Genomic DNA, 26,579 nt, shown 5'->3' with positions numbered 1-26,579 from the left:
TTACAGACTAATTCACTCTTTAAATCAGCGGGAATACATATGAAAGTAGGCATTATAGGCGCAATGGAAGAAGAAGTGACGTTGCTGCGCGACCAGATTAAAAACCGTGAAACACTGGCGCGTGCTGGCTGTGAAATTTACACCGGCCAATTGAATGGCATTGACGTTGCATTACTTAAATCTGGCATCGGTAAGGTTTCTGCGGCAATGGGCACGACTTTGCTGTTAGAGCATTGCCAGCCTGATATGGTGATTAACACCGGTTCTGCGGGTGGCCTGGCCCCCAACCTGAAAGTCGGCGATATCGTTGTTTCCAACGAAGTGCGCTATCACGACGCTGATGTGACCGCTTTCGGCTATGAACCCGGCCAAATGGCGGGCTGCCCGGCAGCTTTCGTTGCTGATGCCGAGCTGATTGCATTGGCAGAAAACTGCATCAAACAATTGAATCTGAACGCAGTGCGCGGCCTGATTTGCAGCGGTGATGCTTTTATTAATGGCGCAGCGCCTCTGGCACGCATCCGTGCAACCTTCCCGACAGTAGCGGCGGTAGAGATGGAAGCCGCCGCCATCGGCCATGTATGCCACTTGTTCAAAACGCCCTTTGTTGTCGTTCGCGCCATTTCTGACGTGGCTGATCAGGAATCCCACCTCAGTTTTGACGAGTTCCTGGTGGTTGCGGCTAAACAATCCACTCGGATGATAGAAGCAATGTTGGCCACTCTGGGTCAACCCGCTTAATGATGCCGTTCAGTAGGGTTTCTATGATACGGCTGGGTGCAATATTGTTGACCGGCCTGCTGACACTCCCCCTCTGGGCTGCACAGCGAGTTGTCAGTTTATCACCCAGCACCACTGAGCTGGCGTATGCCGCCGGTTTAGGCGATAAATTGGTAGCGGTGAGCGCTTACTCCGATTATCCAGAAGCAGCCAAACAGCTTGAACATGTGGCATCATGGCAGGGAGTTAACGTCGAGCGAATTCTGGCTTTAAAGCCAGATCTGATCCTCGCCTGGCGCGGCGGTAATCCACAGCGTCCACTGGATCAACTGGCAGCTTTTGGTATTCCGATCCTCTATTCTGATCCGATTAACCTTGATCAGATTGCATCTGATCTGGATAAATTGGCGCAATACAGCCCACATCCAGAGCAGGCACATCAGGCAGCGGAGCAGTTCCGCCAGCAGGTAGCGGAGTTACGCAGCCGTTATGCACGTAATAAGCCACTGCGCACCTTCCTCCAATTTGGCACACAACCCTTATTTACCAGCTCTGGCCACACCTTGCAGAGCGAAGTCGTTTCGCTGTGCGGCGGTAAAAATATTTTTGCCGCAAGTCCCGTCCCTTGGCCGCAGGTCAGCCGAGAGCAAGTAATGACCCGTCAACCACAGCTGATCGTCGTCGGTGGAACACAGTCACAAGCCGATAACGTCAGCGCTTTTTGGCAGCCACAAATTGACGCACCCGTCATAACCCTTAATGAGGACTGGTTTAATCGTGCAGGCCCACGTATTCTGCTGGCCGCTAAACAGCTGTGCCAACAAATGGCCAGTATCCCAACCCCGGTGGCGGAGTCACATTAATGCTGGTTTATTGGCTGGATATTTTAGGTACTGCGGTATTTGCTATTTCTGGTGTATTACTGGCAGGGAAGTTACGCATGGACCCATTCGGGGTACTGGTATTGGGGGTGGTTACCGCCGTCGGTGGCGGCACTATTCGCGATATGGCACTGGCTAATGGCCCCGTGTTTTGGGTAAAAGATCCAACCGATCTGGTGGTCGCAATGGTGACTTGTCTGGCAACTATTTTGTTAGTCCGCCAGCCCCGACGCACCCCGAAATGGATTCTACCAGTGCTTGATGCCATTGGTTTGGCGGTATTCGTGGGTATCGGCGTAAATAAAGCCTTTGCTGCCGGGGCCAGCCCATTAGTGGCAATTTGTATGGGGGTTATCACCGGTGTTGGCGGCGGAATTATTCGTGATGTTTTAGCGCGCGAGATCCCCATGATCCTGCGAACTGAGATTTATGCCACAGCCTGTATCATTGGTGGCATCGTTCATGCCACCGCGTTCTATACTTTTAATATGCCATTGCAACAGGCGATGATGCTGGGCATGGGCATTACCCTCGGAATTCGGCTTGCCGCTATCCGCTGGCGCTTAAAACTGCCCACATTTGAAATAGAACATTGATAGATTCATTGGCTGAATTTATGTAATTCAGATCTTCAAGTTCTTAAATAATCAGTCATTCCTTTATTGCGCCAGGCAACATATCGCTGAGTAGCAATAGTCCGATAACACAACTGATTTACTGTAGAATGGCGATTCAGATGATAAAAACCGCGACGGTGAAGGTTGCGGTTTTTTTATACCAATATTTCGGCAAATGGACTAAACGCTAAAGGAGGAACCGCAGCCACAAGTGCTCTTCGCATTCGGGTTAGTGACGATAAAACGTGAACCTTCTAACCCTTCGGTGTAATCCACCGCACCACCAACCAGATATTGCAGACTCATTGGATCAACTACCAATTCAACACCTTGCTTCTCAATGGTCATATCGCCATCGTTGATTTGGTCATCAAAAGTAAAGCCATACTGGAACCCGCTGCATCCGCCACCGGTAATGTAAACCCGCAGTTTCAGATTCGGGTTTTCCTCATCAGAAATCAGCAGTTTAACTTTCTTCGCCGCTGCCTCGGTAAACTGTAGGGGCAGTACTGTTTCATCGCTCATACTCATCACTCCCAACCGGTGTTCGAGTTGCAGGTTACTACAATGGCAGCCTGATCTAAGGATCAATTATCCAATACCTGAGTAATTCATTCAAGTATTGCTGGCTAATGTTATATATTATCTGCCTGTTTGAGCATCATTTTCAACCACCACCGCTTGCGCTTGTCTTTGTAATGTGCGGGCTAAGATAGCAGAATACAAGGGTTTCCCCCCCATAAACTGCGCGATTAATGTCGCCCCCAGGCATGTCACTATCATTGGTAAAATAAGTTGATAGTTATCGGTCATTTCCAAAACTAGCACCAAACCGGTCAGCGGCGCACGAACTGAAGCGGCAAACAGTGCCCCCATACCTGCGATGGCAAAAGTCCCTACCTCAATGCCATATTGCGGGAATAGATGCGCGCAGGCCAGACCAAAGGCGGTTCCAAGAATGGTTCCTAATGCCAGCATCGGTGCAAATATCCCGCCCGGAGCACCTGAACCAAAGCACAGTAAGGTAGTGACAACCCGCACAATAAATATGAATAGCAGCATACCAATACTAAAGTTGCCCGCCACCGCGATAGGGATCAGCGCAAAACCACCGCCAACTGCCTCACCATGAATCAATGCTAATAAACCGCACATTCCTCCTAACAGGCCGCCAATCAACACCAGTTTACGCCAATCACCGCCATGAAAACGCATAAACATATCTTGTGTACGGAATATTAATGCATTGAAAATCACCCCCACGGCACCAAAAACAATACCTAACAGCAGGTAGAGCCATAAGGTATTCAGCGGAACTTCACTCAACTTACCGACATCAATAACTGAACGTTCGCCATTAAAATAACGATAAACAATAGTCGAAGTAATGACACCAACAAAGACCGCTTTGATCGAAACCAGGCTGTAACGGAACTGCGAGCGCATCTCTTCAATAACAAACAAAATCCCAGCCAGAGGTGCGTTGAATGCCGCAGACAGACCGGCTGCCGCACCGGTGGCTAATAATGAGTGGCGGGCTTCAGGGCTGCGCAACCGAAAGATATCCACAACCATGCGCCCACTATTCCCCCCCATCTGTACCATCGGTCCCTCACGACCTAATACCATACCCGCCCCCAAGGTGCCGAGGCCGCCGATAAATTTAACCGGAATAACCCGCCACCAGCGCACCGGCCGCACCTCTTCCATCGCCCCCTCAATTTCGGGTATCCCCGAACCACCCGCCTCCGGCGCAAAACGACGAACCAAAAAATAGCCCATCATTGCCAGCAGAGCCGACATAATAAAAGCCAGCGGCCACACCAGAATCGCATAGTCAGCCACCTTCGCCAGTGTTGCCAACCGCTGTTGCTGAATCCAATCAACGCCTCTATCAAATGCAACACCGAGTAAACCGGTGATAACCCCGACGAGAGCGGCCATGAGAAGGATCACCAACGGCGTCTTATCACGATTAACCAATGCTCTGATAAAGCGACCACGCTTAAGTTCAGTGACACTTTCAGCAGCAATATTTGATGTTGAATCAGTCATAATTAATATGTTTATCGATTAGTTAATAAGTAATACAAATATGCAATTGCGTAAGTCTAACGCAGTTACATATGATGCGCCTGCTTAAGCGCTGGAGAAATGATCTGGCTCAGAAAGACGCTTTTATTGATAGCGACTGTTATTTCTGATGATTTGCGGCACGCCGCGCAAGCTAAGCGTTAAATATGCCCAATCATTTGATAACCGCTGTCAGTTCTTTAGAATAAGCAGCATTCTTCATTTGGCCTGAGTGAGCCAATACCAATTTAGGAGCCAGTTTATGAATAAATCTGAAACTCTGTATGCCGAGGCAAAAAAAGTTAATTCCAGGCGGGGTTAACTCTCCGGTACGTGCATTCACCGGTGTTGGGGGCATTCCGCTATTTATTGAACGTGCTGACGGCGCTTATCTGTTTGATGTCGATGGGAAAGCTTACATTGACTATGTTGGCTCTTGGGGGCCGATGGTCTTGGGCCACAATCATCCGGCTATCCGCCAGGCGGTGATTGAAGCCGTTGAACGTGGTTTAAGTTTCGGTGCGCCAACTGAAATGGAAGTCAAAATGGCTGAGTTGGTCACTAATCTGGTGCCAACAATGGACATGGTACGAATGGTCAACTCTGGCACAGAAGCTACCATGAGTGCTATCCGCCTGGCACGGGGCTTTACTGGCCGCGATAAAATCATCAAATTCGAAGGTTGCTATCACGGTCACGCAGATTGCCTGCTGGTAAAAGCAGGTTCCGGCGCATTGACCCTCGGCCAACCAAACTCTCCAGGTGTCCCTGCCGATTTTGCCAAACATACCCTAACCTGTACCTATAACTGTCTGGCCTCCGTGCGGGAAGCCTTTGAGCAATACCCACAGGAAGTCGCTTGCATCATCGTCGAACCGGTTGCAGGCAACATGAACTGCGTTCCGCCGTTACCGGAGTTCCTGCCTGGCCTGCGTGAATTATGTGATGAATTCGGTGCCTTGCTGATTATCGATGAGGTCATGACCGGCTTTCGTGTCGCCTTAGCCGGCGCGCAGGATTACTACAAAGTAGTTCCTGACCTGACCTGCCTGGGTAAAATCATTGGTGGTGGTATGCCGGTAGGTGCTTTCGGCGGCCGTCGTGATGTTATGGATGCGCTGGCACCGACTGGCCCGGTTTATCAGGCTGGCACGCTGTCCGGTAATCCTATCGCTATGGCAGCCGGTTTTGCCTGTCTGACCGCAGTCGCACAGGTGGGTATACATGAAACGCTGACTGAACTGACCGACTCATTAGCAAACGGTCTGTTAAAAGCAGCTAAAACAGAGAATATCCCGCTAGTGGTAAATCATGTCGGAGGCATGTTCGGTATTTTCTTTACTCACGCTGAAACTGTTACCTGCTATCAGGATGTGATGAATTGTGACGTTGAACGCTTTAAACGTTTCTTCCATTTGATGCTGGACGAAGGCGTCTATTTGGCTCCTTCCGCATTTGAAGCAGGTTTTATGTCTGTGGCACACAGTAAAGAAGATATCCAGAAGACTATCGATGCCGCCCGCCGGTGCTTCGCTAAACTTTAATATTGATGGATACTTGATTTCAAATAGATAGAAAGCCATCTCTTTACTGAGGTGATTTTAAACTACAACAGAAAACCTGAGTTCTGTTTTCCACAGAATTTAGGTTTTTTTCAATCTGCCCGCCCAAAGATACTAAAACAAATAGTTTATCTATCACTTCGTCATGATTAAAAACATAAATGTCTATCATAAAACAATTAATAACATTATTAATTTTAAATTAATTACTTTTAATGAAATAACAAGTTAATTTAAGTTGTATTAATGAAAAAACAAATATTAAATACATATTATGTGCTGTGATAACAATAGGAAGCTGAGATGGGCTACAACATTTACTCTCAGATCTTGGTAATAACTCAAAAGAATGAGAGCGAATCTAAATGAATTAGAAAGAGGATTTCATGACGCAAACATCGAATGTATATAACAATGAAAAAGGTAGTTTACTGTCCCACTGGCAACCAGAAAACACAACATTCTGGGAGCAGACAGGGCAACATATAGCCAAGAGAAATTTATATATTTCCATTGCCTGCCTGCTATTAGCATACTGCGTTTGGATGTTATTTAGCGCATTAGCCGTAAATTTGAATCATATTGGTTTTACTTTCGCCTCAGAGAAATTATTTCTATTGGCAGCATTACCCTCTGTGTCAGGAACATTATTACGTATTCCTTATTCCTTTATGGTGCCCATCTTCGGTGGTCGCCGCTGGACTGCAATTAGCACTGGCTTTTTGATTATTCCTTGCGCCTGGCTAGGATTTGCCGTGCAAGACCTGTCCACAACCTTCGAAACCTTTGTTCTTATTGCACTCCTTTGCGGTTTCGCCGGTGCAAACTTTGCATCCAGCATGGGAAATATCAGCTTCTTTTATCCAAAGGATAAACAGGGGCAAGCTCTCGGTTATAACGGTGGTTTTGGTAATCTGGGCGTCAGTGCCATGCAATTGATTGTACCCGTTATAATCTCAATTTCTTTATTCAGCTTTTTTGGCAGTGAAGGTAAAGAATTAGCCAATGGCGAAAGAATGTGGCTAGAGAATGCAGCATGGATCTGGGTGATTCCGTTGAGCATCGCAACCTTACTGGCCTGGTTTGGTATGAATGACCTCGCAATACAGAAACCCTCATTAAATAGTCAATTGGGAATTTTAAAAAATGGTCACTTATGGGTACTGGGGCTGTTGTATTTCGCCTCTTATGGCTCCTTTATTGGCTATGCGGCAGCTTTTGCCATGTTATCGACCGTCCAGTTTCCTGAGATCGAGATTTTATATTTCGCCTTTTTTGGGCCATTTCTTGGGGCATTGGCCCGTTCTTTAGGTGGAATCCTTGCTGACCGCTTTGGCGGGGCTTTAGTGACGGCGGCAAATTTTGTCTTGATGGCAATCTTGATATTGATGCTGATCTTCACCTTACCAGATGCTAACAACAACGGCTCGTTCGCAGCTTTCTTCTGTATTTTTATGATGTTATTTGTTACTGCTGGTTTTGGTAGTGGTTCAACCTACCAGATGATCGCCGTCGTATTTCGTAAAGTCTCTGCTAACCGGATTAAAGCACAGGGCGGTAGTGATGAAGATGCCCAGCGCCATGCGGTTGCAGACACAGCAACAGCATTGGGTTTTATTTCTGTTATCGGTGCGTCTGGTGGTTTCTTTATTCCTAAAATCATGGGTTCTTCGCTGGCAATGACCGGGTCTGTCATTACAGCCATATTATGTATTTTAGCATTCTATGCTCTATCGGTTGTTGTTATTTGGTCTGTTTATGGCCGAAAAAAAACAGGCTAACACCCGACAATATACCAGGAATTAATGACACAGATAAAAAGGAGAATGCATCATTTTATTATCGATGTTAATTATATTATGAATATCCCCGACCAAAGCAGTGTGCTATAAAATGAACGAATATTATTCACAAAATAACATTACTGCCATGATTATTAATGGACAAAATATGTGATGAAATCGTGGGGATTTCTTTTAAAACTGCATCACCCAATATCATATTTGTATATCACATTGGTGGTACAGTTGACTGACAGTAAAATCACCGCCCTTGTTTGCGTAATAAATAAACAAAATACGGTGCACCGATAAACGTCGCTAATAACCCTGCCGGGATCTGGTTAGGAAATAGCAACATCCTCCCACACCAGTCGGCAAATATCATCAGTAGGCCCCCCAACATTGCGGCAATCATCAGTTGGGGGATTGCACGGCGGAAACCGAGCATACGAGCCATATGGGGTGCCATCAGGCCAAGAAAACTTAACGGGCCGACTGTCAGCGTAGCGGCGGCGGTTAAACAGGCGGCTAGCAGTAAAATCGCTAACCGGCTCGGTGCCAGCGCCATACCTAATGATCTGGCCGTTGCCCCTCCCAGTGGCAGGATAACTAACCAGCGGCGGCACAGCGGTGCTAACGCTATCAATATCACGGCAATTAGCCCAGTGGTCAATGCCTGCTGGCTACCAACAGCGTAGGTTGAACCTGAAATCCATGCCAGCACTCCTCGCATACGTGGATCGCCACTGGCCAGCAACATGGTGATTACGGTGGTAAAGGCGGTGCTGATCGCAATGCCCGCCAACAGCATTCGACCCGGAGAGAACCCCCCTCGCCCGGCAACCACCATAATCAGTAACAGCGTTACCGCCGCGCCTAAACTACCCGCAGGTAGCAACCACACCAATGCATTACCCGGTACGATGAATAACATAATCACGACACCAAACGCCGCCCCCGAGCTAATGCCCAGCACTTCAGGGCTAGCCATTGGGTTGCCGGTCAGTTTTTGGATTAAAGTTCCTGCTACCGCCAGCATCATGCCAGCAGCCAATGCTGCCAGCACCCGTGGCCAGCGCCAGTGTAACAACGCCTGTATCTGATCACCGCTGGCCCAACTCCAGCCCTGGCTATCACGCCCAAACATCAACGCGACAATCATCCCCGCCAGCAATAACAGTAAACCGGCACCGGCCCATAATCGCAAACGCTGGCGTTCAACCGGAACATGGCCGCCAAAATCCATATTTGGGGCGCTAGCACTGTGTAAACGCGGCAGCAGCCACAACAGTAGCGGAGCGCCGATTAATGCGGTCGCAGCACCGGTAGGAATCTCCCGCCAAACTTGCGTCAGCCAGATGATGCTCTGATCGGTAACCCATAACAGTAACGCCCCGATGATCGGTGCCAGAATCAAGCGCTGTGCTAACCGTCGCGCACCGAGAACTTTTGCCAGTAACGGCGCAAACAGACCAATAAATCCAATCACACCTACCGCGTTAACTAACATTGCACTGAATAGGATTGCCACACCCAATGCGCTCAGGCGTGCCAATGATAATCCCAAGCCCAAATTACGGGCAATACCGTCATCCAGCCCCAAAAGGGTTAATGGGCGAATCAGTAACGCAGCCAATACGCAGGTGATCAATAAGCGTGGCAGAATAAACTGTACGGTACTCCAGTCCTGCTGGTTCAACGCGCCGCTGCTCCACAAAAACAGTCCTTGCAGTTGGTCATAGTTAAATAGCGCCAGCAAACCATTTACCGCACCGCAGTACAGGCCGAGAACCAATCCCGCTAAAATCAAGGTAACAGGCGATAAGCGTTTACCCCAAGCCACGCCAAAAACCAACGCGCCGATAGCCGTCCCTCCGGCCATTGCCGCCAGTTGGCGGGTCAGTTCACCGCCCGGTAGCATCCACAAGGTCGCGACCGTCAAGCCAAGTTGGGCACCGGCGGCTACGCCAAGCGTGGCCGGTTCAGCCAGTGGATTACGCAGCACTTGCTGGAATAACACCCCCACTAACCCCAGCCCGGCACCGGTGAGTAGCGCGACGACCAATCTGGGTAACTGACTGTAATAAAATAACATTTGGCGCACATCATCACTATCTGGCCGCCACAACGCCTCAGCCCACAATGAAACCGGTAATAATTGGCACAAGTTGTATAGCGTCAATGCTACTGCTGTAATCAAAAGCAAACTCAGTAAACCCACAGGTAGCGGAAGGCTCTTGCGCGAGGTATTCATCATCATGATGATTTACCCCATGCCTGTTCCAATAAACGGACAAAGCGCATCGCTGACAGCGTCGCACCGTAGAACCAGACCGCAGGTACTGTTCGTAACTGATTGTCGCGTACAAAAGAGATGGATTGCCACAGCGGGGTACGGGCAACTTGTTGTAACATTTCACTATTACCATGCCCGAAATAGATTGCCCGGCCCGACTTTATCGTCGCCAGACGCTCAATGCCCACCACGGTGCTGCCCCAAAAATTGGTTTCGCCCTGCCAGGCATTTTCAATGCCTAAGCTGTTCAAAACATCCTGAAACAGGCTGCCCTGACCGATAATTAGCGCATGGCGAGTATCGAGCAGAGTGAACATCAATAAGGGTGACTGACAATCATCACACAGCCGCAAGCGGGCTGATGCTATAAAGTCGTCAAAGTCTGCAATATGTTGATTTGCAACAGCATCTAGCCCCAAGCGCTGCCCCAGAGTGCGTAATGAGTTTTTACCTACCGCCAGCGGGGAGCTGCCCTGTTCATTAAAAGCAAAATTCATGGAAGGCGCGATTGGCGAGAGTTTTTCTGGCGAAGGGCCATAGCCTTGCGACATTAAAATCAGCGACGGAGCCATCTGTTGCAATAACTCCAGATTTGGCTCAGTACGCTGACCGACATCAATCACACTGGCAGGTAAGTTAGGCTCTTCAACCCATAACCGGTAATTATGAATATCCGCCACCCCATAAGGGGTTACCCCCAGTGCCAGCAGTAATTCAACCGGTAGCCATTCCAGTGCAACTATGCGATTTATATCAATTTGAGGCACATTCGTCGCCCGTCCCGGTAGGGCAAACAGTAGCGGCGACAATGCCAAAGCAGTGAGTAATCGGCGGCGAGTATAATCCGGTGCCGATGAGTGGCGTTGAACCAAGGTTGACAACATTTTCATTAATAAACGAAACTTACCGGCGCGCCACCGGCCGGATGTGGCAAGATCCCCATGGGGATACCGTAGATTTGCTCCAAGACCTTGCCCTCCATCAGGCAGTCTGCCGGGCCTTGCGCTATCATTTCACCACCGCGCAGCGCGACCAAATGGTCACAATAGCGAGCGGCCATATTGATATCGTGTAACACGGCAATGACGGTCAGGCCACGTTCGTGACTGAGGTGCTGAATTAGCCCCAGAACCTCTACCTGATGTGCGATATCCAGCGCAGAAGTCGGCTCATCAAGCAACAAACAACGGCTATTTTGCGCCACCAGCATCGCCAACCAAGCCCGCTGCCGCTCACCACCGGACAAGCTGTCCACCAAACGCCCTGCCAGCGGTTTCAAATCGACTAACGCAATCGCCTCTTCTACTTGCAGGCGATCTTTCTGACCAAAACGGCCTAACGCACCATGCCATGGGTAGCGGCCAATCGCCACCAGCTCACGCACGGTCATCCCTTCGGCTGCCGGTAACTGCTGCGGCAAATACGCTACTTCGCGCGCAAAAGCTTTGCTATCCCATTGAGCCAGCGGCACATCATTAAGCAGAACATCGCCACTGGAAGGCAGTTGGTGGCGACCCAGCATTTTTAACAGTGTCGATTTGCCGGAACCGTTATGGCCAATTAAGCCGCAGACTTTTCCCTGTGGAAAGGTAAGTGACAGTGGCTGTAATAAGGTTCGGCTGGGAACCGAGAAACTCAGTTCGCGAAGCATGAAAGTGCTGGGTTGGCTTGCCTGTTGGTCCAAAATGGTACCCTGCTGTGCGCAATTAAAAGTTAACAAATTTGATGGTTATTACGACCCAAACGTTATCGGAAGATAGCGAGAAAGTGAATCGAAACGATAATAGTTATCAAAGTGAAATAATTATCAAAGCAGGTAGTTTATGCGTAACTCACAGCGAACTGCAAGCGCAATACCGTGGCGATTGAATAGGCTGGAATTGTGGGAGGCAGAGGAACGACAGTGATTGGCACGGTTATCACAACCGTGCCAATCAGCAAAACATTACTGACCGAACATATCTTTGATCCAACCTGCGACACCATCGCCATCCGGCTTGGTATCTGCCTGAGTAGGTTGAGCCGCCTGACACAGCCCTTGTGGGTTCTCAGTCCAGACAGGGATGGAGCGCATACCACTGGCATCACCGCAGACAAAGTTACCCGCCGAATCAATGTTCATCTGGCTAATCCCTTCCGGTGGTTGCAATACCAACGGCAGCGGAGTTTGGTTCTCCAAATAGCGGCGATACAGTGTCAACGCACCATTGGCACCGGTCAGTTTCGCCGGGCCATTGTTGTCACGCCCAACCCAGGCGATTGCCACTTCTTTACCATCGATACCGGCAAACCAGCTATCACGCAGGTCGTTGGTGGTACCGGTTTTAGCCGCCAGCGTATATTTAGAGAATTTTACCGACAGCGAACGGGATGTCCCGCGCGCAACCCCTTGTTGCATTGCATAAAGTGTCAGATAAGCCGCCTGTGCAGGCACCATGCGCTCCGCCTGCGGGAAGCTCTGATACAGCACGGTGCCGTCTTCTGCAATCACTGAGCGCACAGCAGACAGCGGCGCACGATTGCCACCACTGGCGATAGTCTGATACTCCTGCGCCACTTCGATTGGCGTCAGATCTATTGCGCCCAACAACATGGCCGGAACCGGAGTAATTACCGCTTTCGGGATGCCCAGACGCTGCAACATAGTACTTATCTGATCCAGCCCAACCGACATACCCAGATTGACCGTTGGCACGTTCAGCGAGTTAGCCAACCCATCGACTAACATCACCTGCCCCCGGAACTGGCGATCGTAGTTTTTCGGCTGCCACGATGTGCCGTTTGGCAATTTGATCGACAGCGGTTGATCTGCAAGCCAGGTATTAAGGCGGTATTTATCCGGCTGGCTCAGGGCGGTCAGATAGGTTGGCGGCTTGGCAAGAGAACCGACCAAACGGCGAGCCTGCATTGCGCGGTTAAAACCGGCATATTGCGGCTGCGCCCCACCGACCATAGCACGTACCTCACCACTGAAGCGGTCAACTATCACCATTGCCGCTTCCAGATCATCCAGATGACGGGCCGCTTTCAGCGCTGGAATCCCGTCTTCGATGGCTTTTTCTGCCGCATCTTGTGAAACCGGATCCAGCGTGGTGAAGATCTTCACACCGGACAGATCGTTTATCTTGTCGCCCAGCTTCTGTTGCAGCTCCTGACGTACCATCTGCATAAAGGCCGGTTGGGGCGTAATGACGCCGCCTTTGGGCTGCACACCCAACGGGCGAGCACTGAGCATGGTATAAAGCTCGGCGTCGATAATGCCCTGATTTTGCAACAAACGCAGCACCAAATTACGCCGCTCAAGTGCCAGTGTTGGGTTACGCCACGGGTTGTACAGCGATGCCCCTTTGACCATACCCACCAGCATGGCTTGCTGATCAAGGCTCAGTTCGTTTACCGGGCGGCCGAAGTAATAGAGACTCGCCAGCGGGAAACCCCGAATCTGATCGCTACCACTCTGACCGAGATAGACTTCGTTCAGATACAGTTCCAGTATCCGGTCTTTGCTGTAACGGTAATCGACCAGCAACGCCATATAAGCTTCGTTAAGTTTACGCCACAGCGAACGCTCATTGGTCAGGAACAGGTTTTTCACCAACTGTTGTGTCAGAGTACTGCCGCCCTGCACCGCTTTTCCGGCGGTCAGGTTGGCGATAGCTGCACGGCCAATAGAGTACGGGCTGATACCATCATGTTCATAGAAATGGCGGTCTTCGGTTGCCAGCAAGGTATCGACCAACAAATCAGGGAAACCGGCTCGCGGCACAAACAGGCGTTGCTCACCATTCGGGGATTGCAACATGGTGATAAGCTTAGGATCAAGGCGCAGGAAGCCAAAATCACGCTGGCTATCCAGATTTTGGATCTGGGCCAGACGATCGTTTTTAAACACCAAACGGGCGCGGATCTGCCCCTCTTTCGCATCCGGGAAATCAAACGGCCGGCGCAGGATATCAATGCTGTCACCCTGAACAGTGAACTCACCCGGGCGTGTCATACGGGTGACCTGCCGGTATTGCATCCCTTCCAGCAAATCGATCATCTCTTTTTTGCTATAAGACATGCCCGGTTCGAGATTAACCATACGTCCATAAACGGCAGCGGGCAATTGCCAGACTTTGCCATCGATACGGCTGCGAATTTGCGAGTCGAGGTAAACCCCGTAAATAGCCAGCACCACGGCACCGACCAAGAACAGTTTGATAAACAAGCCGAGCCAGCGGCGTTTTTTACGTGGCGGACGTGATGCTACCTTTCTTGGCATCGGTTCTTCCTCATCATCGTAGTCATCATCGTCATACTCTTCGTCATCAAAATGCTCTTCTTCGTATTCATCTTCATCACGCCGCCGGCGCAGTGGCCGTTTCGGTGCAGCTTTGGGTTGGGCTTTCTTGCCCTTACGTCCAATTGGCTCGCGGTCATCCCCAGACATGTCTTTCTCTCCACGCGCGTTGGCGATTATTGCGACTTATACCCGTCATACTTCAAGCTGCATACGCGTTGGCTGCGTTCAATCACCCGAATCACTGACTACAGTATGCTTATCGGGACTATGAGCCTCATCAGAGCCTCACCCTGCGGGCCAGCGCAAGCGCTGTTCAAAGTGGTTTACAACCAATTTGTCTCTGGCTTGCTGCCTTCCTGCAACTCGAATTACTTTGGGTATCATATATTCCCCAATTTATCGAATAGAAAGGGGAAACATCTGAAATTATTGGCTGTTGGCCAGATGTTGTTAGTTATCCTGATACTTCTTGATCCTGCGTGTTGGCCGGGTATTCGCGGGATCATCCGGCCAGACATGTTTGGGATAGCGCCCTTTCATCTCTTTTTGTACCTCGCGATAGGCCCCTTGCCAGAAAGCGGCGAGATCGCCGGTAATCTGCAATGGCCGATGTGCCGGGGAGAGCAGCTCTAGCACTACCGCCACCCGCCCGCTTGCCAACATCGGACTGTGCTGTTCACCAAACACTTCCTGCAAACGCACAGCCAACACCGGGGGCCGATCAATATAATAACGGATTGGCAGACGACTACCGGTGGGCACAGTGTAATGAGTTGGCAGCTCAGTATCCAGCCGTTGACGTAACTGCCAGCTCAACAAACGGGTTAATGCCTCACTAATATTCACTTGCCGTAATCTGCGCAAATCCCGCACACCGGATAACGACGGCTGCAACCATAGCTCCAGTTTGCCCAGTAAACTGTCATCATCCACCGCAGGCCACGGCTCTTCTGGCAGCCAGCGGCTGGCGCATTGTAAGCGGGTGCGGAGCTGCTCGGCATTTTCATCCCAATTAAGGACTTGCATCCCTTGCTCGCGCACCCAGTTTAGCAATGCCGATTGCAATGCTTCATCACTCGGTTTCGCTAATGGTTGCGCCCGTAAGGTTAATCGCCCAATTTGCCAGCGCCGCCAGGCGCGCAGCGTGCCTTTATCTTCATCCCACTCCACCACGGTGCGTTCTTCAACGAGCTGTGGTAATTGCTTAGCCAACGATTCAATGTCAATCGGTAATGCCAGTAAAATGCGCGCATCCGGCCCGCTGTGGCTTTGTAGTAACCCGGCAACCACCAGCCAAGGGGCACGGGATAACGCCTCGTCTTGTGCCATTGCCGCGCCGATTCCGTTAGCCAGCAGGTAGCGACCATCCTGCCCTCGCTGTTGCGCCACCCTGTCCGGATAAGCCTGCGCCAACAATTGGCCTGCCAGTGAGCTGTCAATACTGCCAGCGCGTTGATTAAAGCGTTGCGTCAACTGCCTTGCTCGCCGCAGCCAGTGGGGTTGCGGGTGACTAAGCCAATCATGTAAATCAATCTGGCCGGAACGCGGCGGTTCTTCCAAAATGGCTGCCAGCAGCGCCGCCGTTGCCAGTGCGTCGGGGCTTTGTGCTGCACCGGCACACAACATGGCGGCCAGGCGGGGGTCACAGCCCAGCGTCGCCATCGTGCGCCCTGCTCCGGTTAAATGGCCGTTCACATTGATGCCCCCTAACCGCAGCAACAAGTCGCGGGCGACAGCCAGAGCAGCCGATGGCGGTTGATCCAGCCAACTCAGTTGCGCCACATCCTGACATCCCCAGTTCAGCAGTTCCAGCCACAGGTTACATAAATCACTATTAAGGATTTCCGGCTCGCTGTATTCCGCAGCCCGCTCGCCCTGATCTTTGGCAAACAGATGCCAGCAAATGCCCGGTTCCAACCGCCCGGCACGACCGGCTCGTTGCACCATCGATGCCTGGCTGATGCGTTGCGTTACCAAACGGGTCAGGCCATTTTTGACATCAAAACGCGCCACCCGTTCCAGCCCACTATCCACCACCAACCGAATACCTTCGATGGTCAGACTGGTTTCAGCAATATTGGTTGCCAGCACCACTTTGCGCCGCCCAGCCGGGGCCGGTTGAATGGCTTTTTGCTGCTCACTGAGCGGCAGTGCGCCGTACAGTGGGCAAAGGTCAGTATCACGGGCAACTTGGCCGTGTAACCGTTCCATAACGCGATGAATCTCACTGACACCGGGTAAAAAGAGCAGCAAAGAACCGGTTTGCTCGTTCAATAATCGTTTAACGCGATTCGCAACACCGTCCTCCAGCCGTTCATGGCTCGATAAGGGCTGATAGCTGCGATCGACAGGAAAGCTGCGCCCGGCAGAGACAATCGCTGGGGCGGATGGCAGCAATGCAGAAAGGCGCAGGTTATCCAGCGTGGCGGACATAATCAGCAGTTTGAGATCATTACGCAGCCCTTGCTGCACATCAAGTAACAGCGCCAGCGCCAAATCAGCCTGCAAACTGCGTTCGTGAAATTCATCGAGAATCACCAATGAAACGCCGGTAAGCTCGGCATCTTGCTGAAGCATGCGGGTCAAAATACCCTCGGTTACCACCTCAAGGCGGGTATTCGGCCCGCTTTTGCTTTCGGCTCGCATCCGGTAACCCACGGTCTGCCCCGGCTGTTCACCCAATTGCTGAGCCAAACGGTAAGCCACATTTTTCGCCGCCAGCCGTCGGGGTTCCAACATAATAATCCGGCCTGGCAATCCGCTATATTTTAGAATTTGCAGCGGTAGCCACGTCGATTTACCGGCCCCGGTAGGGGCATGGAGCAAAACTTGCGGTGAGGTTCGCAACGCAGACAAAATCTCACTGAGCACTTCACCTACCGGTAAAGCGCCCATCTGCGCATTATTTTCTCTCTGACTCACCACATTCTTCCCCATACTCTCTACTTTCATCGTCAGTCATTGTAACATCATGACCGTATAGCGTATTTAGCCGAGTGATTATGCCAGCCTAATGATTAATACCGTTGATAAAACTAGCTTTAGGCGTCTGTTTTTTGCCCTGACACTGCCTGATACCTTGCAACAAAATATGGTGCAATGGCGAGCAGATAACTTCCCGCCACAAGCTGGCCGACCTATTGCTGCGGCTAACCTTCACCTGACGCTGGCGTTTCTCGGCGAGGTCAGTCACGCCAAAGCACAGGTCTTACAGCAACAAGCCGGGCGCATCAGTCAGCCTGGTTTTAATGTCACATTGGATGATATCGGCCATTGGCCCGGCTCCGGCGTGGTGTGGTTGGGCTGTAAAAATCCCCCGCGCGGACTGTTACAGTTGGCTCAGTTACTGCGTTCGCAAGCAGCGCGTAGTGGCTGTTACCAAACACCACTGCCTTTTCATCCCCATGTCACCTTATTCCGCGGAGCTATTCGCCCCGTCGCCATTCCGGCCAGAACCACAAATGAAATTTTCCCTGTGAATTCTTTTTCACTGTATGAATCCGTCTTCGCCCGAGGCCGCACCCGCTATAAAATAGTGCAAAGTTGGCCGCTGGCTGCCCGTGAGGAAAAGGAAATTTAATGCTGTTTGACACCAAATTGTTATCTTTTAACCCAAGGTTACAGCCAGCCACACTTATTAAGCGGTATAAACGCTTTTTAGCTGATATTGTGACGCCCGCCGGAGAAGCGTTGACCATTCATTGCGCTAATACAGGAGCAATGACCGGTTGTGCAACTCCAGGGGATACGGTCTGGTACTCAACATCGGACAATCCGAAACGGAAATATCCCCACAGTTGGGAGCTAACTCAAACCCAAACCGGTGATTGGATTTGCGTAAATACTCTACGTGCCAATGAGTTAGCTAGTTTAGCGATAGATAATAACCAGCTAATTGAATTATCTGGTTACACTTCTGTCAAAAGAGAGATTAAATATGGGGATGAGAACAGCCGTATAGACTTGTTATTACAGGCAGAAAATAGGTCTAACTGCTATATTGAAGTCAAGTCGGTGACCTTATTACAACAACACTGTGGGTATTTCCCAGATGCTGTCACTCTGCGAGGGCAAAAGCATCTTAGAGAACTACAAAGCATGGTTGCCCACGGTCACCGGGCAGTACTTTTTTTTGCCGTATTGCATACGGGTATCAGACAAGTCTCTGCGGCCCGACACATTGACAGTCGCTATGCAGAATTGCTGGCTCAGGCTCAGCAAGCAGGAGTGGAGGTTATTTGTTATGGTTTTCAACTATCGCCTGACGGTATCGCGCTGGATGCCCGTTTACCGCTATTACTGGACGAAACGCTCTAATCAACAAGCGCTGAATAAAGAAGCGATTATTGAATTGAGTGGCTCGCCAAATACGCCTTCCTTCACATCATTGTCAAGCAGGCGACAGGAATAATTGCCAACCTACCTTCCTTCTGTTATTTATAGCGGCCTGATTTTTCCCCCTATTGGGGATTTCGAAAGTGCGTATGATTGTAGGAGAAGCATCATGCAAGAAGGGCAAAAACGTAAAACCTCGTCCTTGAGCATTCTCGCCATCGCTGGGGTAGAACCATACCAAGAGAAGCCAGGCGAAGAGTATATGAACGCCGCCCAGTTGTCGCATTTCAAGCTGATTCTTGAAGCATGGCGCAACCAGCTCAGGGATGAAGTAGATCGTACTGTATCGCATATGCAAGACGAAGCTGCTAACTTCCCAGATCCGGTAGACCGTGCTGCGCAGGAAGAAGAGTTCAGTCTTGAACTGCGTAACCGCGACCGCGAGCGTAAACTGATTAAAAAGATCGAGAAAACGCTGAAGAAAGTCGAGGATGACGATTTCGGTTTCTGCGAGTCTTGTGGCGTAGAAATTGGGATTCGCCGTCTGGAAGCACGGCCAACTGCAGATTTATGCATTGACTGTAAAACTCTTGCCGAAATCCGCGAAAAGCAGATGGCAGGCTAATACAGCAATAATCTGTATATCCAAAGAAGTTGGAGCTATAGGTGGCAGCAAGCAAATGACAAATTGGTTGTAAACCATTTTGAACAGTGCTGGCCCCAGGGTGAGCTTACTCAAGTAAGTTGATTCGGGTGAGAGAGCGTTGCTAACAACCCTACAGCTCCAAATACCAAGGATATGACACGGTGCCTGAGTCACCTCCGGCACCGTATTTATCACGTTGGGTCTCCCTTCCCTTTTATGTCCGAAAATATCAATGCTCGACAGTCAGGCTATGTAGGGCGCTTTGCACCCTCTCCGTCAGGTGATTTGCATTTCGGTTCGCTGATTGCCGCACTCGGTAGCTACCTGCAAGCCCGTGCCCAAGGCGGGAGCTGGCTGGTACGTATTGAAGATATTGATCCCCCGCGTGAAATCCCTGGCGCTGCCGCCCGCATTTTGGCCGCATTAGACCATTATGGCCTGCACTGGGATGGCCCGATTATCTATCAATCACAGCGTCATGACGCTTATCGTGCCACCCTTAATTGGTTGAAGCAGCAAGGATTAAGTTATTACTGCACCTGCACCCGCAGCAGAATCCAACACCTTGGAGGCTTCTACGACGGCCATTGTCGTGATCGCCATTTGCCCGCGCATGGGGCCGCCATTCGTTTACGACAGACTCAGCCGATTTACGTCTTTTGTGATAAATTACTGGGTGAACTGTATGCCGAACCCGCGCTGGCCGAAGAGGATTTTATTATTCGTCGCCGTGATGGGTTGTTCGCTTATAATCTGGCAGTAGTGGTTGACGATGCTTTTCAAGGGGTGACTGAAGTGGTGCGCGGGGCTGATTTGATTGAACCGACAGTTCGCCAGATAGCCCTTTATCAGCAGTTGCAGCAGCCGGCCCCCAGCTACTTACACCTGCCGCTGGCGCTCAATAATGAGGGTAATAAGCTTTCCAAGCAGAATCATGCTATACCGCTGCCGAATGGCGATCCACGGCCCGTTTTAGTTGATGCGCTGAATTTTTTGCGTCAACCCTTGCCAGAATGCTGGCAAGATCTTGATTTGCCGTTATTATTACGTTTTGCAGTCGAACATTGGACGCTGGCCTCAATCCCGCGTCAGGGGGCGATAGCCCCCATTGAAAACACAACAGCATTCTCAAAAGAAGCACGGTGAGCTATGATTAGCCGCTGTTTTTCTGTAGTTCTGTTATTTATTAGCCACTATCGAGGTGTACCATTTTTACCCGAGTAGCCAACTTTTGCCGTAAGGTACTGATTCGCGATGACAAAACTGTCCGTGACAATGCGGCCCGTGATAACAGTGCCTGTAAAGATAAAGTGCCCGGTGAAGATAACGTGGCGCGCAAAGAGAGAAGGCCCACCAGAACAAATACCGGCCACAAAAATCATGCTGTGCCCTCTTCACAACAGAGTTCGATGACGATTATTCCGCGAGATCAACACAATATTTCTCGCAGAGATATCAGCGATAATGCGCTGAAGGTTCTTTATCGCCTGAACAAATCGGGCTATGAAGCCTATCTGGTGGGCGGCGGTGTCCGTGATCTATTGCTGGGCAAGAAACCTAAAGATTTTGATATCACCACCAGCGCCACTCCAGAACAGGTACGAAAGCTGTTTCGCAACTGCCGTCTGGTGGGCCGTCGTTTCCGTTTGGCTCATGTGATGTTCGGCCCGGAAATCATTGAAGTCGCGACTTTCCGTGGTCACCATGAACAACAACCTGCGGAAGATAGCGACAAGAATTCTTCTCAGCAGGCGCAAAATGGTATGCTACTGCGCGATAATATCTTCGGTACGATTGAAGATGATGCCCAACGCCGCGATTTCACCATTAACAGCCTGTATTACGGTATTTCTGATTTTGCATTGCGCGATTACACCGGCGGTTTGCGTGATCTGAAAGCAGGCATTATCCGTCTAATTGGCTCTCCTGAAACCCGCTACCGTGAAGATCCAGTGCGGATGCTGCGTGCTGTTCGTTTTGCCGCAAAACTTGATATGGCTCTTAGCCCAGAAACTGCCGAGCCGATCCCACGTCTGGCCTCCTTGCTACGCGAGATCCCGCCCGCCCGCCTGTTTGAAGAATCGCTCAAACTGCTGCAATCGGGTTATGGCTATAAAACCTATCTGAAACTGTGTGAATATCAGCTATTTCAGCCCCTATTCCCACTGATTGCGCGTCACTTCACCGAAGAGCATGACTCGCCGATGGAACGCATCCTGGAACAGGTGCTGAAAAATACCGACCATCGTTTGCATAATGATCAACGCGTCAATCCAGCATTCTTATTTGCCGCTATGCTTTGGTATCCATTGATCGAACATGCGCAGAAATTGACGCAAGAAAGCGGCCTGGCCTATTACGATGCTTTTGCGTTGGCAATGAATGATGTGCTGGATGAAGAGTGCCGTTCGTTAGCAATTCCAAAGCGTATTACCTCGCTGGTGCGGGATATCTGGTTACTGCAACTGCGCCTGTCGCGTCGTCAGGGCAAACGGGCACATAAACTGATGGAGCATCCAAAGTTCCGCGCCGCTTATGACCTACTGTTGCTGCGTTCCGAAGTGGAAAAAAACCATGAGTTGCAGCGCCTGGCACAGTGGTGGGGAGAATTCCAGGAAGCTACGCCACTGCAACAGAAAAACATGCTAAATACATTAGGTGCGGATCCGGCACCACGGCGTTCACGTCCTCGCCGCCCACGGAAACCTGCACCACGTAAAGAAGGGGCATAATTCGCATCATGAACCGGGTCTATATCGCGCTGGGCAGTAACCAGTCCATGCCACTGCAACAGGTCAAAACGGCGTTGGAAGCGTTGGAGCATCTGCCGCGCACCCGGTTAGTGGCGTGTTCGCCGTTTTATCGCACCAAGCCGTTAGGCCCGCAAGATCAACCCGATTTCCTTAATGCTGTGGTGGCGTTAGATACTGACCTCCCGCCAGAGCAATTGTTAGACCACACACAGGCGATTGAACGTAACCAAGGGCGGGTGAGGAAAGAACAGCGCTGGGGGCCACGCACGCTGGATCTGGATATCATGCTGTATGGCTCACTGGTGATTAAAACCGATCGCCTTACTGTGCCACACTATGGTTTGAAAGAGCGCGAATTTATGCTCTACCCGTTGGCAGATATTGCACCTGATCTTATTTTCCCCGATGGCGAAGCGTTATCTGAATGCCTTAAACGGATAGATAAAAATGGTTTGGTGCTTTGGTAATTCCGTATCGCCACTACTTCTCTCTCACTTTTCTTTATTGCATCTTTTAGCCAACCCCACATCTTAATATTTTCACCGAGTAAAACGTCGCTATCCTAATGATTATAAAAATAAAATAGCACTACTCGCCGTGGTGCTAAGGTTGCAGTAGAATGATATACAGTTAATCTTATATTCACGACGAATAACCTCACCGTTATTAGTCTATCCGCCTGTTTATAAAGTAGATAACTTTATAAACAGGACGACTTCAGGAGACAGAGTGATGAAAGCCACCACCATAAGCCACTTACGCCAACGGAAGCTTGAGCAGCGTAAGTTTGCAACACTGACTGCCTATGATGCCAGTTTTGCCCAGTTATTCATCGAGCAGGGCATCGACGTGCTGCTGGTAGGGGATTCACTCGGAATGACGCTGCAAGGGTTCGATTCTACCCTGCCAGTCACCGTTGCTGATGTGGCTTATCATACCCGTGCGGTGCGCCGTGGTGCGCCTCATTGCCTGTTATTAGCTGATATGCCGTTTATGAGTTACGCCACACCAGAGATGACCTTTACCCACGCCGCCGAGCTGATGCGGGCCGGGGCTAATATGGTAAAACTGGAGGGGGGAAGTTGGCTGTGCGACACGATTCGAATGCTTACGGAGCGTGCCGTACCGGTGTGTGGGCATTTGGGGTTAACCCCACAATCCGTTAATGTTTTTGGTGGCTACAAAGTTCAGGGCCGAGAAGAAGTTGCGGCGAATCAGCTACTAAAAGATGCGCTGGCGCTTGAAAATGCCGGGGCGCAATTACTGGTACTGGAATGCGTGCCGGTAGAGCTGGCGCAGAGAGTAACTGAAGAGCTAGCGATCCCCGTGATAGGCATTGGTGCTGGTAATGTAACCGACGGTCAAATTCTGGTTATGCATGATGCGCTGGGGATTACCTGCGGCCACACCCCTAAATTTAGCAAGAACTTCCTGGCGCAAAGTGCAGGTGATATTCGCGCTGCCATCAAGCTCTATATTCAAGAAGTTGAGAGCGGTGTGTACCCGGCTGAAGAGCACACATTCCAGTAAGTTATTATGATAAGAAATTCATTACCGGAGAAGAGAATGCTGATAATTGAAACTCTGCCGCTGCTGCGCCAGCAAATTCGCCGCTGGCGGCAGGAAGGCAAGCGAGTTGCTCTGGTTCCCACGATGGGCAATCTGCACGAAGGTCATATGACATTAGTGGAAGATGCCAGAACCCGTGCCGATGTGGTGGTAGTGAGTATTTTTGTCAATCCGCTGCAATTTGAACGCCCGGATGACTTAGCCTGCTACCCACGCACCTTGCAGGAAGATTGTGAAAAACTGACTCGCCACGGTGTGGATTTGGTCTTCGCACCGGCTGCCGCAGATATTTATCCAGCCGGTCTGGAAAGCCAAACCTATGTCGACGTCCCGGCACTCTCTACCATTTTAGAAGGTGCCAGCCGCCCCGGTCACTTCCGTGGTGTATCGACAATCGTCAGCAAACTGTTCAATCTGGTTCAGCCGGATGTGGCCTGTTTTGGCGAAAAAGATTATCAGCAGCTGGCACTTATCCGCAAAATGGTGGCGGATATGGGCTATGACATCAATATCGTTGGTGTGCCGATTGTACGCGCTAAAGACGGCTTGGCACTAAGCTCCCGCAACGGTTACCTCACTGCTGAAGAGCGTAAAATCGCGCCACAGCTGTGTAAGATAATGCGAGCGCTGGCAGATAAATTGATGATAGGCGAACGGCAGATTGGTGATTTGTTGGAAGATACCGCAGAGCAATTGCAAAGCGCTGGTTTCACTCCAGATGAGCTGTTTATCCGCGATGCCAACACCTTGCAGCCTCTGACTGTTGACAGCAAACAAGCGGTTATTTTGATGGCAGCCTGGCTGGGTAAAGCGCGGCTAATTGATAATCAACAAGTTGATTTGCGAAGCTGATATCTCAATGCGGTTCCCCCCAGAGCTGGCTATGGCGTCACCGTATTTGTCTTTAAATGAACAATCCCTACAGGATTAAAGTCAGCCATAGACAAGTTGCATAAAATCAGCAAAACTGAGCCGCACACTTTATTCGTAGGTGGTTGAGCCTCCCTTGTATCAGTAGATTATAGGGTCTGGCACCAGATTTAATCAGGGTCAAAGGTAAGAGTTATGATACGCACTATGTTGCAAGGCAAACTGCACCGGGTCAAAGTCACTCAAGCTGATTTGCACTATGAAGGTTCCTGCGCCATCGATCAGGATTTCCTGGAAGCCGCTGGTATCCTTGAATACGAAGCTATTGATATTTATAACGTTGATAATGGTCAGCGTTTTTCCACTTATGCTATTGCCGCCGAGCGTGGTTCACGGATTATCTCGGTAAATGGTGCAGCAGCGCGTTGCGCGTGTGTCGGCGATAAACTGATCATCTGTTCTTATGTACAGATGTCTGATGCTGATGCCCGTCTGCACCGCCCGAAAGTGGCCTATTTTGAAGGCCAAAATGCGTTGCTGCGTAAGGCCAAAGCGGTGCCGGTTCAGGTCGCTTAACCCCTTCCGTGCTTGACCTTGTCCCAATAGAAAAGGCGCTTAACTAAAGCGCCTTTTTCATATATTAATGTCACGATATGAAACGGCTAATCAGACTCCATCTCAACCGGAGGTGCTTTGACAGCTACCGGGCCTGGCTCATTGGCGATACGTTCCGCCATTGTCGGTATTGAATCGGTACGCAAAATATAAAGCCGCTTAAGCGTAAACGGATTATCGCCCGGTTTAACCTTGCCTTGCATGGTGGTCACCGCCAGATGGAAACCAGCACTCTTCGCTGCATTAATCGCTGTTTGGTTAAAACCACCAAAGGGATATGACAGAAAAATCACATGCGGATTAAACTGTGATAATGCTCGCCGTGAATGTTCAAAATCAAAAACGATATTATGGTAAGAGCGGCTCAATAAAATAGGATTACGTTTATTATCAGTCCGGTGTAGAAAATGCGTATGCGACTGAATATCAAATACATCCTGAATCTCTTTCAGTTCTGAGATACTCATAAACTGTAAAGTGTCCGGGTTCCACTTCTGCGGATGGCGCTTAATACGTGATGAGATAATAAACGCCGTGGCCCGGAAACCATTCTCTTTCAATATCGGATAAGCGTAGCGATGAACCGATTTAAGGCCATCGTCAAATGTCAGCACGACCACTTTGGCTGGCAGATTAATCTGGTTATTGAGATAACCTTCAAGCTGATAGAGAGAAATGGTGTCATAACCCGCCTGCTTGAGATAGGCCATCTGATTACTGAACGCCACATCTGAAGTCGTCGTTGATGTATTCCGAAAACGTTTGTTCTCTTCATTCTTCAACATATGGTGATACGTCAGAATAGGAATACCATTGTCTATCTCAGCATCGGCGCTACTGATATAACCCAGACGATCGCCAATATTGACCTGATACCAGGTGTTATTAAGCCGGTCTTTTAATTTACCCACAATTGGGTAGCGCAGATTATCTGCCAAAGTGCCAAATTGCTCACTGCGCACATCTGGGGCCAAATAAACATGCGTTTCACGCTTAATCAGAATATTTTGATTTGGTAATGGTTTATTCAAATCACCCAGGAAATCGTTACTTTTTCGTGCCTTAGTGATATCGCGTAAATCATCTTTATCAATAAAACCAATGCCATTACCAAATTTGAACTCATAATATTCTGCCGCAGCAGGATATATTTGAATCAGTTGATCTTCTTTAATTTCACCGACCGGGATCACCCGTTCACCGACCAACGAATAAACTTCGCTGTCGCGTTCTGCAACCATATATCTGGGCGTGAGGATCGATTCGTTTGGTAAGAGATCTGCATAGGCTGCCGGTATCATTACCGACATGACAATACTGAGTAGCATCCCAATAGCTATTCTGTTTTTATGCCACATTATCGTTCTACTTATGCGCTTTCGGCGCTGAATTGAAAAGGGAGAATCTGGTGCGCCAGCATAGCACGAGACGCAGGACGTTGAGAAAGAGGATATTGAATGGCGACATTATTTCTTACGACAAAATTCCAGCATTAACAACAATTAACTAACTAATAATTTACGAAAACAGATAAATAGTTAGCGTTGCAGGCGGGCATTCCACCTGCAACGCCAAG

The 26,579-nt window shown here is 49.9% G+C and carries 21 protein-coding genes and 1 pseudogene; 14 read left to right on the top strand and 8 right to left on the bottom strand.

Features of this window, described 5'->3' with window-relative positions:
• Positions 1-39: 39 nt before the first annotated feature.
• From mtnN to YALDO0001_RS14905, 3 genes are read left to right on the top strand one after another with little or no spacing between them, the layout of a single operon-like run.
• Complete coding sequence (gene mtnN / locus YALDO0001_RS14915; protein WP_004704286.1) at positions 40-741, top strand: 5'-methylthioadenosine/S-adenosylhomocysteine nucleosidase; 702 nt, start codon at positions 40-42, stop codon at positions 739-741.
• A 23-nt stretch (positions 742-764) separates the two neighbouring features.
• Complete coding sequence (gene btuF, locus YALDO0001_RS14910; RefSeq protein WP_004704284.1) at positions 765-1,583, top strand: vitamin B12 ABC transporter substrate-binding protein BtuF; 819 nt, start codon at positions 765-767, stop codon at positions 1,581-1,583.
• Positions 1,583-2,197, top strand: coding sequence for a TRIC cation channel family protein (locus tag YALDO0001_RS14905; RefSeq protein WP_042840189.1), 615 nt, complete (start codon positions 1,583-1,585; stop codon positions 2,195-2,197). The genes btuF and YALDO0001_RS14905 overlap by 1 nt, the downstream gene beginning before the upstream one ends.
• 201 nt (positions 2,198-2,398) lie before the next feature.
• Here YALDO0001_RS14905 and erpA read toward each other — a convergent pair whose 3' ends face one another.
• Both erpA and clcA read right to left on the bottom strand, forming a co-directional pair.
• Entirely contained in the window at positions 2,399-2,743 is a 345-nt protein-coding gene (gene erpA / locus YALDO0001_RS14900; protein WP_004704282.1) for an iron-sulfur cluster insertion protein ErpA, read from the bottom strand.
• 117 nt (positions 2,744-2,860) lie between these two features.
• Positions 2,861-4,273: a H(+)/Cl(-) exchange transporter ClcA gene (clcA, locus tag YALDO0001_RS14895; RefSeq protein WP_004704279.1), complete on the bottom strand. Its 1,413-nt coding sequence runs from the start codon at positions 4,271-4,273 to the stop codon at positions 2,861-2,863.
• Between the two features lie 280 nt (positions 4,274-4,553).
• Here clcA and hemL point away from each other — a divergent pair.
• Both hemL and YALDO0001_RS14885 read left to right on the top strand, forming a co-directional pair.
• Positions 4,554-5,835: pseudogene (hemL, locus tag YALDO0001_RS14890) on the top strand (glutamate-1-semialdehyde 2,1-aminomutase).
• A gap of 404 nt (positions 5,836-6,239) precedes the next feature.
• On the top strand, positions 6,240-7,634 hold the full coding sequence (locus YALDO0001_RS14885) for a NarK family nitrate/nitrite MFS transporter (protein WP_004704275.1): 1,395 nt from the start codon (positions 6,240-6,242) through the stop codon (positions 7,632-7,634).
• A gap of 262 nt (positions 7,635-7,896) precedes the next feature.
• On the opposite strand, the gene fhuB is transcribed toward YALDO0001_RS14885, so the two are convergent.
• The 5 genes from fhuB to hrpB form a co-directional block, all read right to left on the bottom strand.
• Positions 7,897-9,894, bottom strand: coding sequence for a Fe(3+)-hydroxamate ABC transporter permease FhuB (gene fhuB / locus YALDO0001_RS14880; RefSeq protein ID WP_042840188.1), 1,998 nt, complete (start codon positions 9,892-9,894; stop codon positions 7,897-7,899).
• Entirely contained in the window at positions 9,891-10,820 is a 930-nt protein-coding gene (gene fhuD, locus YALDO0001_RS14875; protein WP_042840186.1) for a Fe(3+)-hydroxamate ABC transporter substrate-binding protein FhuD, read from the bottom strand. The genes fhuB and fhuD overlap by 4 nt, the downstream gene beginning before the upstream one ends.
• Positions 10,820-11,614: a Fe3+-hydroxamate ABC transporter ATP-binding protein FhuC gene (gene fhuC / locus YALDO0001_RS14870; protein WP_042840185.1), complete on the bottom strand. Its 795-nt coding sequence runs from the start codon at positions 11,612-11,614 to the stop codon at positions 10,820-10,822. The genes fhuD and fhuC overlap by 1 nt, the downstream gene beginning before the upstream one ends.
• Before the next feature lie 261 nt (positions 11,615-11,875).
• A complete protein-coding gene (gene mrcB / locus YALDO0001_RS14865) occupies positions 11,876-14,362 on the bottom strand; it encodes a bifunctional glycosyl transferase/transpeptidase (protein ID WP_004704270.1) in 2,487 nt (828 codons plus the stop codon).
• Between the two features lie 303 nt (positions 14,363-14,665).
• The gene (gene hrpB / locus YALDO0001_RS14860) at positions 14,666-17,152 is read right to left on the bottom strand and encodes an ATP-dependent helicase HrpB (RefSeq protein ID WP_042840184.1); all 2,487 of its coding nucleotides are present in this window, start codon (positions 17,150-17,152) and stop codon (positions 14,666-14,668) included.
• Positions 17,153-17,228: 76 nt separating this feature from the next.
• Here hrpB and thpR point away from each other — a divergent pair, with 76 nt between their 5' ends.
• The 9 genes from thpR (at position 17,229) to panD (ending at position 24,964) form a co-directional block, all read left to right on the top strand.
• Positions 17,229-17,795 (top strand): RNA 2',3'-cyclic phosphodiesterase, encoded by a 567-nt coding sequence (gene thpR / locus YALDO0001_RS14855; protein ID WP_042840182.1) that lies wholly within the window; start codon positions 17,229-17,231, stop codon positions 17,793-17,795.
• Positions 17,795-18,532, top strand: a complete 738-nt coding sequence (gene sfsA, locus YALDO0001_RS14850; protein ID WP_004704266.1) for a DNA/RNA nuclease SfsA — start codon at positions 17,795-17,797, stop codon at positions 18,530-18,532. Before thpR ends, sfsA begins: the two co-directional genes overlap by 1 nt.
• Before the next feature lie 187 nt (positions 18,533-18,719).
• Entirely contained in the window at positions 18,720-19,175 is a 456-nt protein-coding gene (gene dksA / locus YALDO0001_RS14845; protein WP_002209354.1) for an RNA polymerase-binding protein DksA, read from the top strand.
• Between the two features lie 237 nt (positions 19,176-19,412).
• Positions 19,413-20,342, top strand: coding sequence for a tRNA glutamyl-Q(34) synthetase GluQRS (gluQRS, locus tag YALDO0001_RS14840; RefSeq protein WP_004704258.1), 930 nt, complete (start codon positions 19,413-19,415; stop codon positions 20,340-20,342).
• 263 nt (positions 20,343-20,605) lie between these two features.
• A complete protein-coding gene (gene pcnB, locus YALDO0001_RS14830; RefSeq protein WP_231585779.1) occupies positions 20,606-21,928 on the top strand; it encodes a polynucleotide adenylyltransferase PcnB in 1,323 nt (440 codons plus the stop codon).
• Positions 21,929-21,936: 8 nt separating this feature from the next.
• A complete protein-coding gene (gene folK / locus YALDO0001_RS14825; protein ID WP_004704253.1) occupies positions 21,937-22,416 on the top strand; it encodes a 2-amino-4-hydroxy-6-hydroxymethyldihydropteridine diphosphokinase in 480 nt (159 codons plus the stop codon).
• Positions 22,417-22,681: 265 nt separating this feature from the next.
• Positions 22,682-23,479: a 3-methyl-2-oxobutanoate hydroxymethyltransferase gene (panB, locus tag YALDO0001_RS14820; protein WP_004704251.1), complete on the top strand. Its 798-nt coding sequence runs from the start codon at positions 22,682-22,684 to the stop codon at positions 23,477-23,479.
• 36 nt (positions 23,480-23,515) lie between these two features.
• The gene (gene panC, locus YALDO0001_RS14815; RefSeq protein ID WP_004704249.1) at positions 23,516-24,370 is read left to right on the top strand and encodes a pantoate--beta-alanine ligase; all 855 of its coding nucleotides are present in this window, start codon (positions 23,516-23,518) and stop codon (positions 24,368-24,370) included.
• 213 nt (positions 24,371-24,583) lie between these two features.
• The gene (panD, locus tag YALDO0001_RS14810; protein WP_042547844.1) at positions 24,584-24,964 is read left to right on the top strand and encodes an aspartate 1-decarboxylase; all 381 of its coding nucleotides are present in this window, start codon (positions 24,584-24,586) and stop codon (positions 24,962-24,964) included.
• An 86-nt stretch (positions 24,965-25,050) separates the two neighbouring features.
• Here the strand turns inward: panD and YALDO0001_RS14805 are convergent, their stop codons facing one another.
• Positions 25,051-26,361 (bottom strand): polysaccharide deacetylase family protein, encoded by a 1,311-nt coding sequence (locus YALDO0001_RS14805; protein ID WP_004704246.1) that lies wholly within the window; start codon positions 26,359-26,361, stop codon positions 25,051-25,053.
• Positions 26,362-26,579 lie beyond the last annotated feature (218 nt).

It is taken from the genome of Yersinia aldovae ATCC 35236 (assembly GCF_000173735.1).
Classification (GTDB): domain Bacteria; phylum Pseudomonadota; class Gammaproteobacteria; order Enterobacterales; family Enterobacteriaceae; genus Yersinia; species Yersinia aldovae.
The sequence above is the reverse complement of the archived record's forward strand: the minus strand, read 5'-3'. Positions and strand labels throughout refer to the sequence as shown.

Bases quoted from the DNA above. Each gene is read 5' to 3' on its own strand.
- mtnN (WP_004704286.1), top strand. From the start codon at position 40: ATGAAAGTAGGCATTATAGGCGCAATGGAAGAAGAAGTGACGTTGCTG.
- dksA (WP_002209354.1), top strand. From the start codon at position 18,720: ATGCAAGAAGGGCAAAAACGTAAAACCTCGTCCTTGAGCATTCTCGCC.
- fhuB (WP_042840188.1), bottom strand. From the start codon at position 9,894: ATGATGATGAATACCTCGCGCAAGAGCCTTCCGCTACCTGTGGGTTTA.
- gluQRS (WP_004704258.1), top strand. From the start codon at position 19,413: ATGTCCGAAAATATCAATGCTCGACAGTCAGGCTATGTAGGGCGCTTT.
- btuF (WP_004704284.1), top strand. From the start codon at position 765: ATGATACGGCTGGGTGCAATATTGTTGACCGGCCTGCTGACACTCCCC.
- folK (WP_004704253.1), top strand. From the start codon at position 21,937: ATGAACCGGGTCTATATCGCGCTGGGCAGTAACCAGTCCATGCCACTG.
- YALDO0001_RS14885 (WP_004704275.1), top strand. From the start codon at position 6,240: ATGACGCAAACATCGAATGTATATAACAATGAAAAAGGTAGTTTACTG.
- thpR (WP_042840182.1), top strand. From the start codon at position 17,229: ATGATTAATACCGTTGATAAAACTAGCTTTAGGCGTCTGTTTTTTGCC.
- panD (WP_042547844.1), top strand. From the start codon at position 24,584: ATGATACGCACTATGTTGCAAGGCAAACTGCACCGGGTCAAAGTCACT.
- sfsA (WP_004704266.1), top strand. From the start codon at position 17,795: ATGCTGTTTGACACCAAATTGTTATCTTTTAACCCAAGGTTACAGCCA.
- fhuD (WP_042840186.1), bottom strand. From the start codon at position 10,820: ATGAAAATGTTGTCAACCTTGGTTCAACGCCACTCATCGGCACCGGAT.
- erpA (WP_004704282.1), bottom strand. From the start codon at position 2,743: ATGAGCGATGAAACAGTACTGCCCCTACAGTTTACCGAGGCAGCGGCG.
- YALDO0001_RS14805 (WP_004704246.1), bottom strand. From the start codon at position 26,361: ATGTGGCATAAAAACAGAATAGCTATTGGGATGCTACTCAGTATTGTC.
- YALDO0001_RS14905 (WP_042840189.1), top strand. From the start codon at position 1,583: ATGCTGGTTTATTGGCTGGATATTTTAGGTACTGCGGTATTTGCTATT.
- clcA (WP_004704279.1), bottom strand. From the start codon at position 4,273: ATGACTGATTCAACATCAAATATTGCTGCTGAAAGTGTCACTGAACTT.
- mrcB (WP_004704270.1), bottom strand. From the start codon at position 14,362: ATGTCTGGGGATGACCGCGAGCCAATTGGACGTAAGGGCAAGAAAGCC.
- pcnB (WP_231585779.1), top strand. From the start codon at position 20,606: ATGACGATTATTCCGCGAGATCAACACAATATTTCTCGCAGAGATATC.
- hrpB (WP_042840184.1), bottom strand. From the start codon at position 17,152: ATGGGGAAGAATGTGGTGAGTCAGAGAGAAAATAATGCGCAGATGGGC.
- panC (WP_004704249.1), top strand. From the start codon at position 23,516: ATGCTGATAATTGAAACTCTGCCGCTGCTGCGCCAGCAAATTCGCCGC.
- panB (WP_004704251.1), top strand. From the start codon at position 22,682: ATGAAAGCCACCACCATAAGCCACTTACGCCAACGGAAGCTTGAGCAG.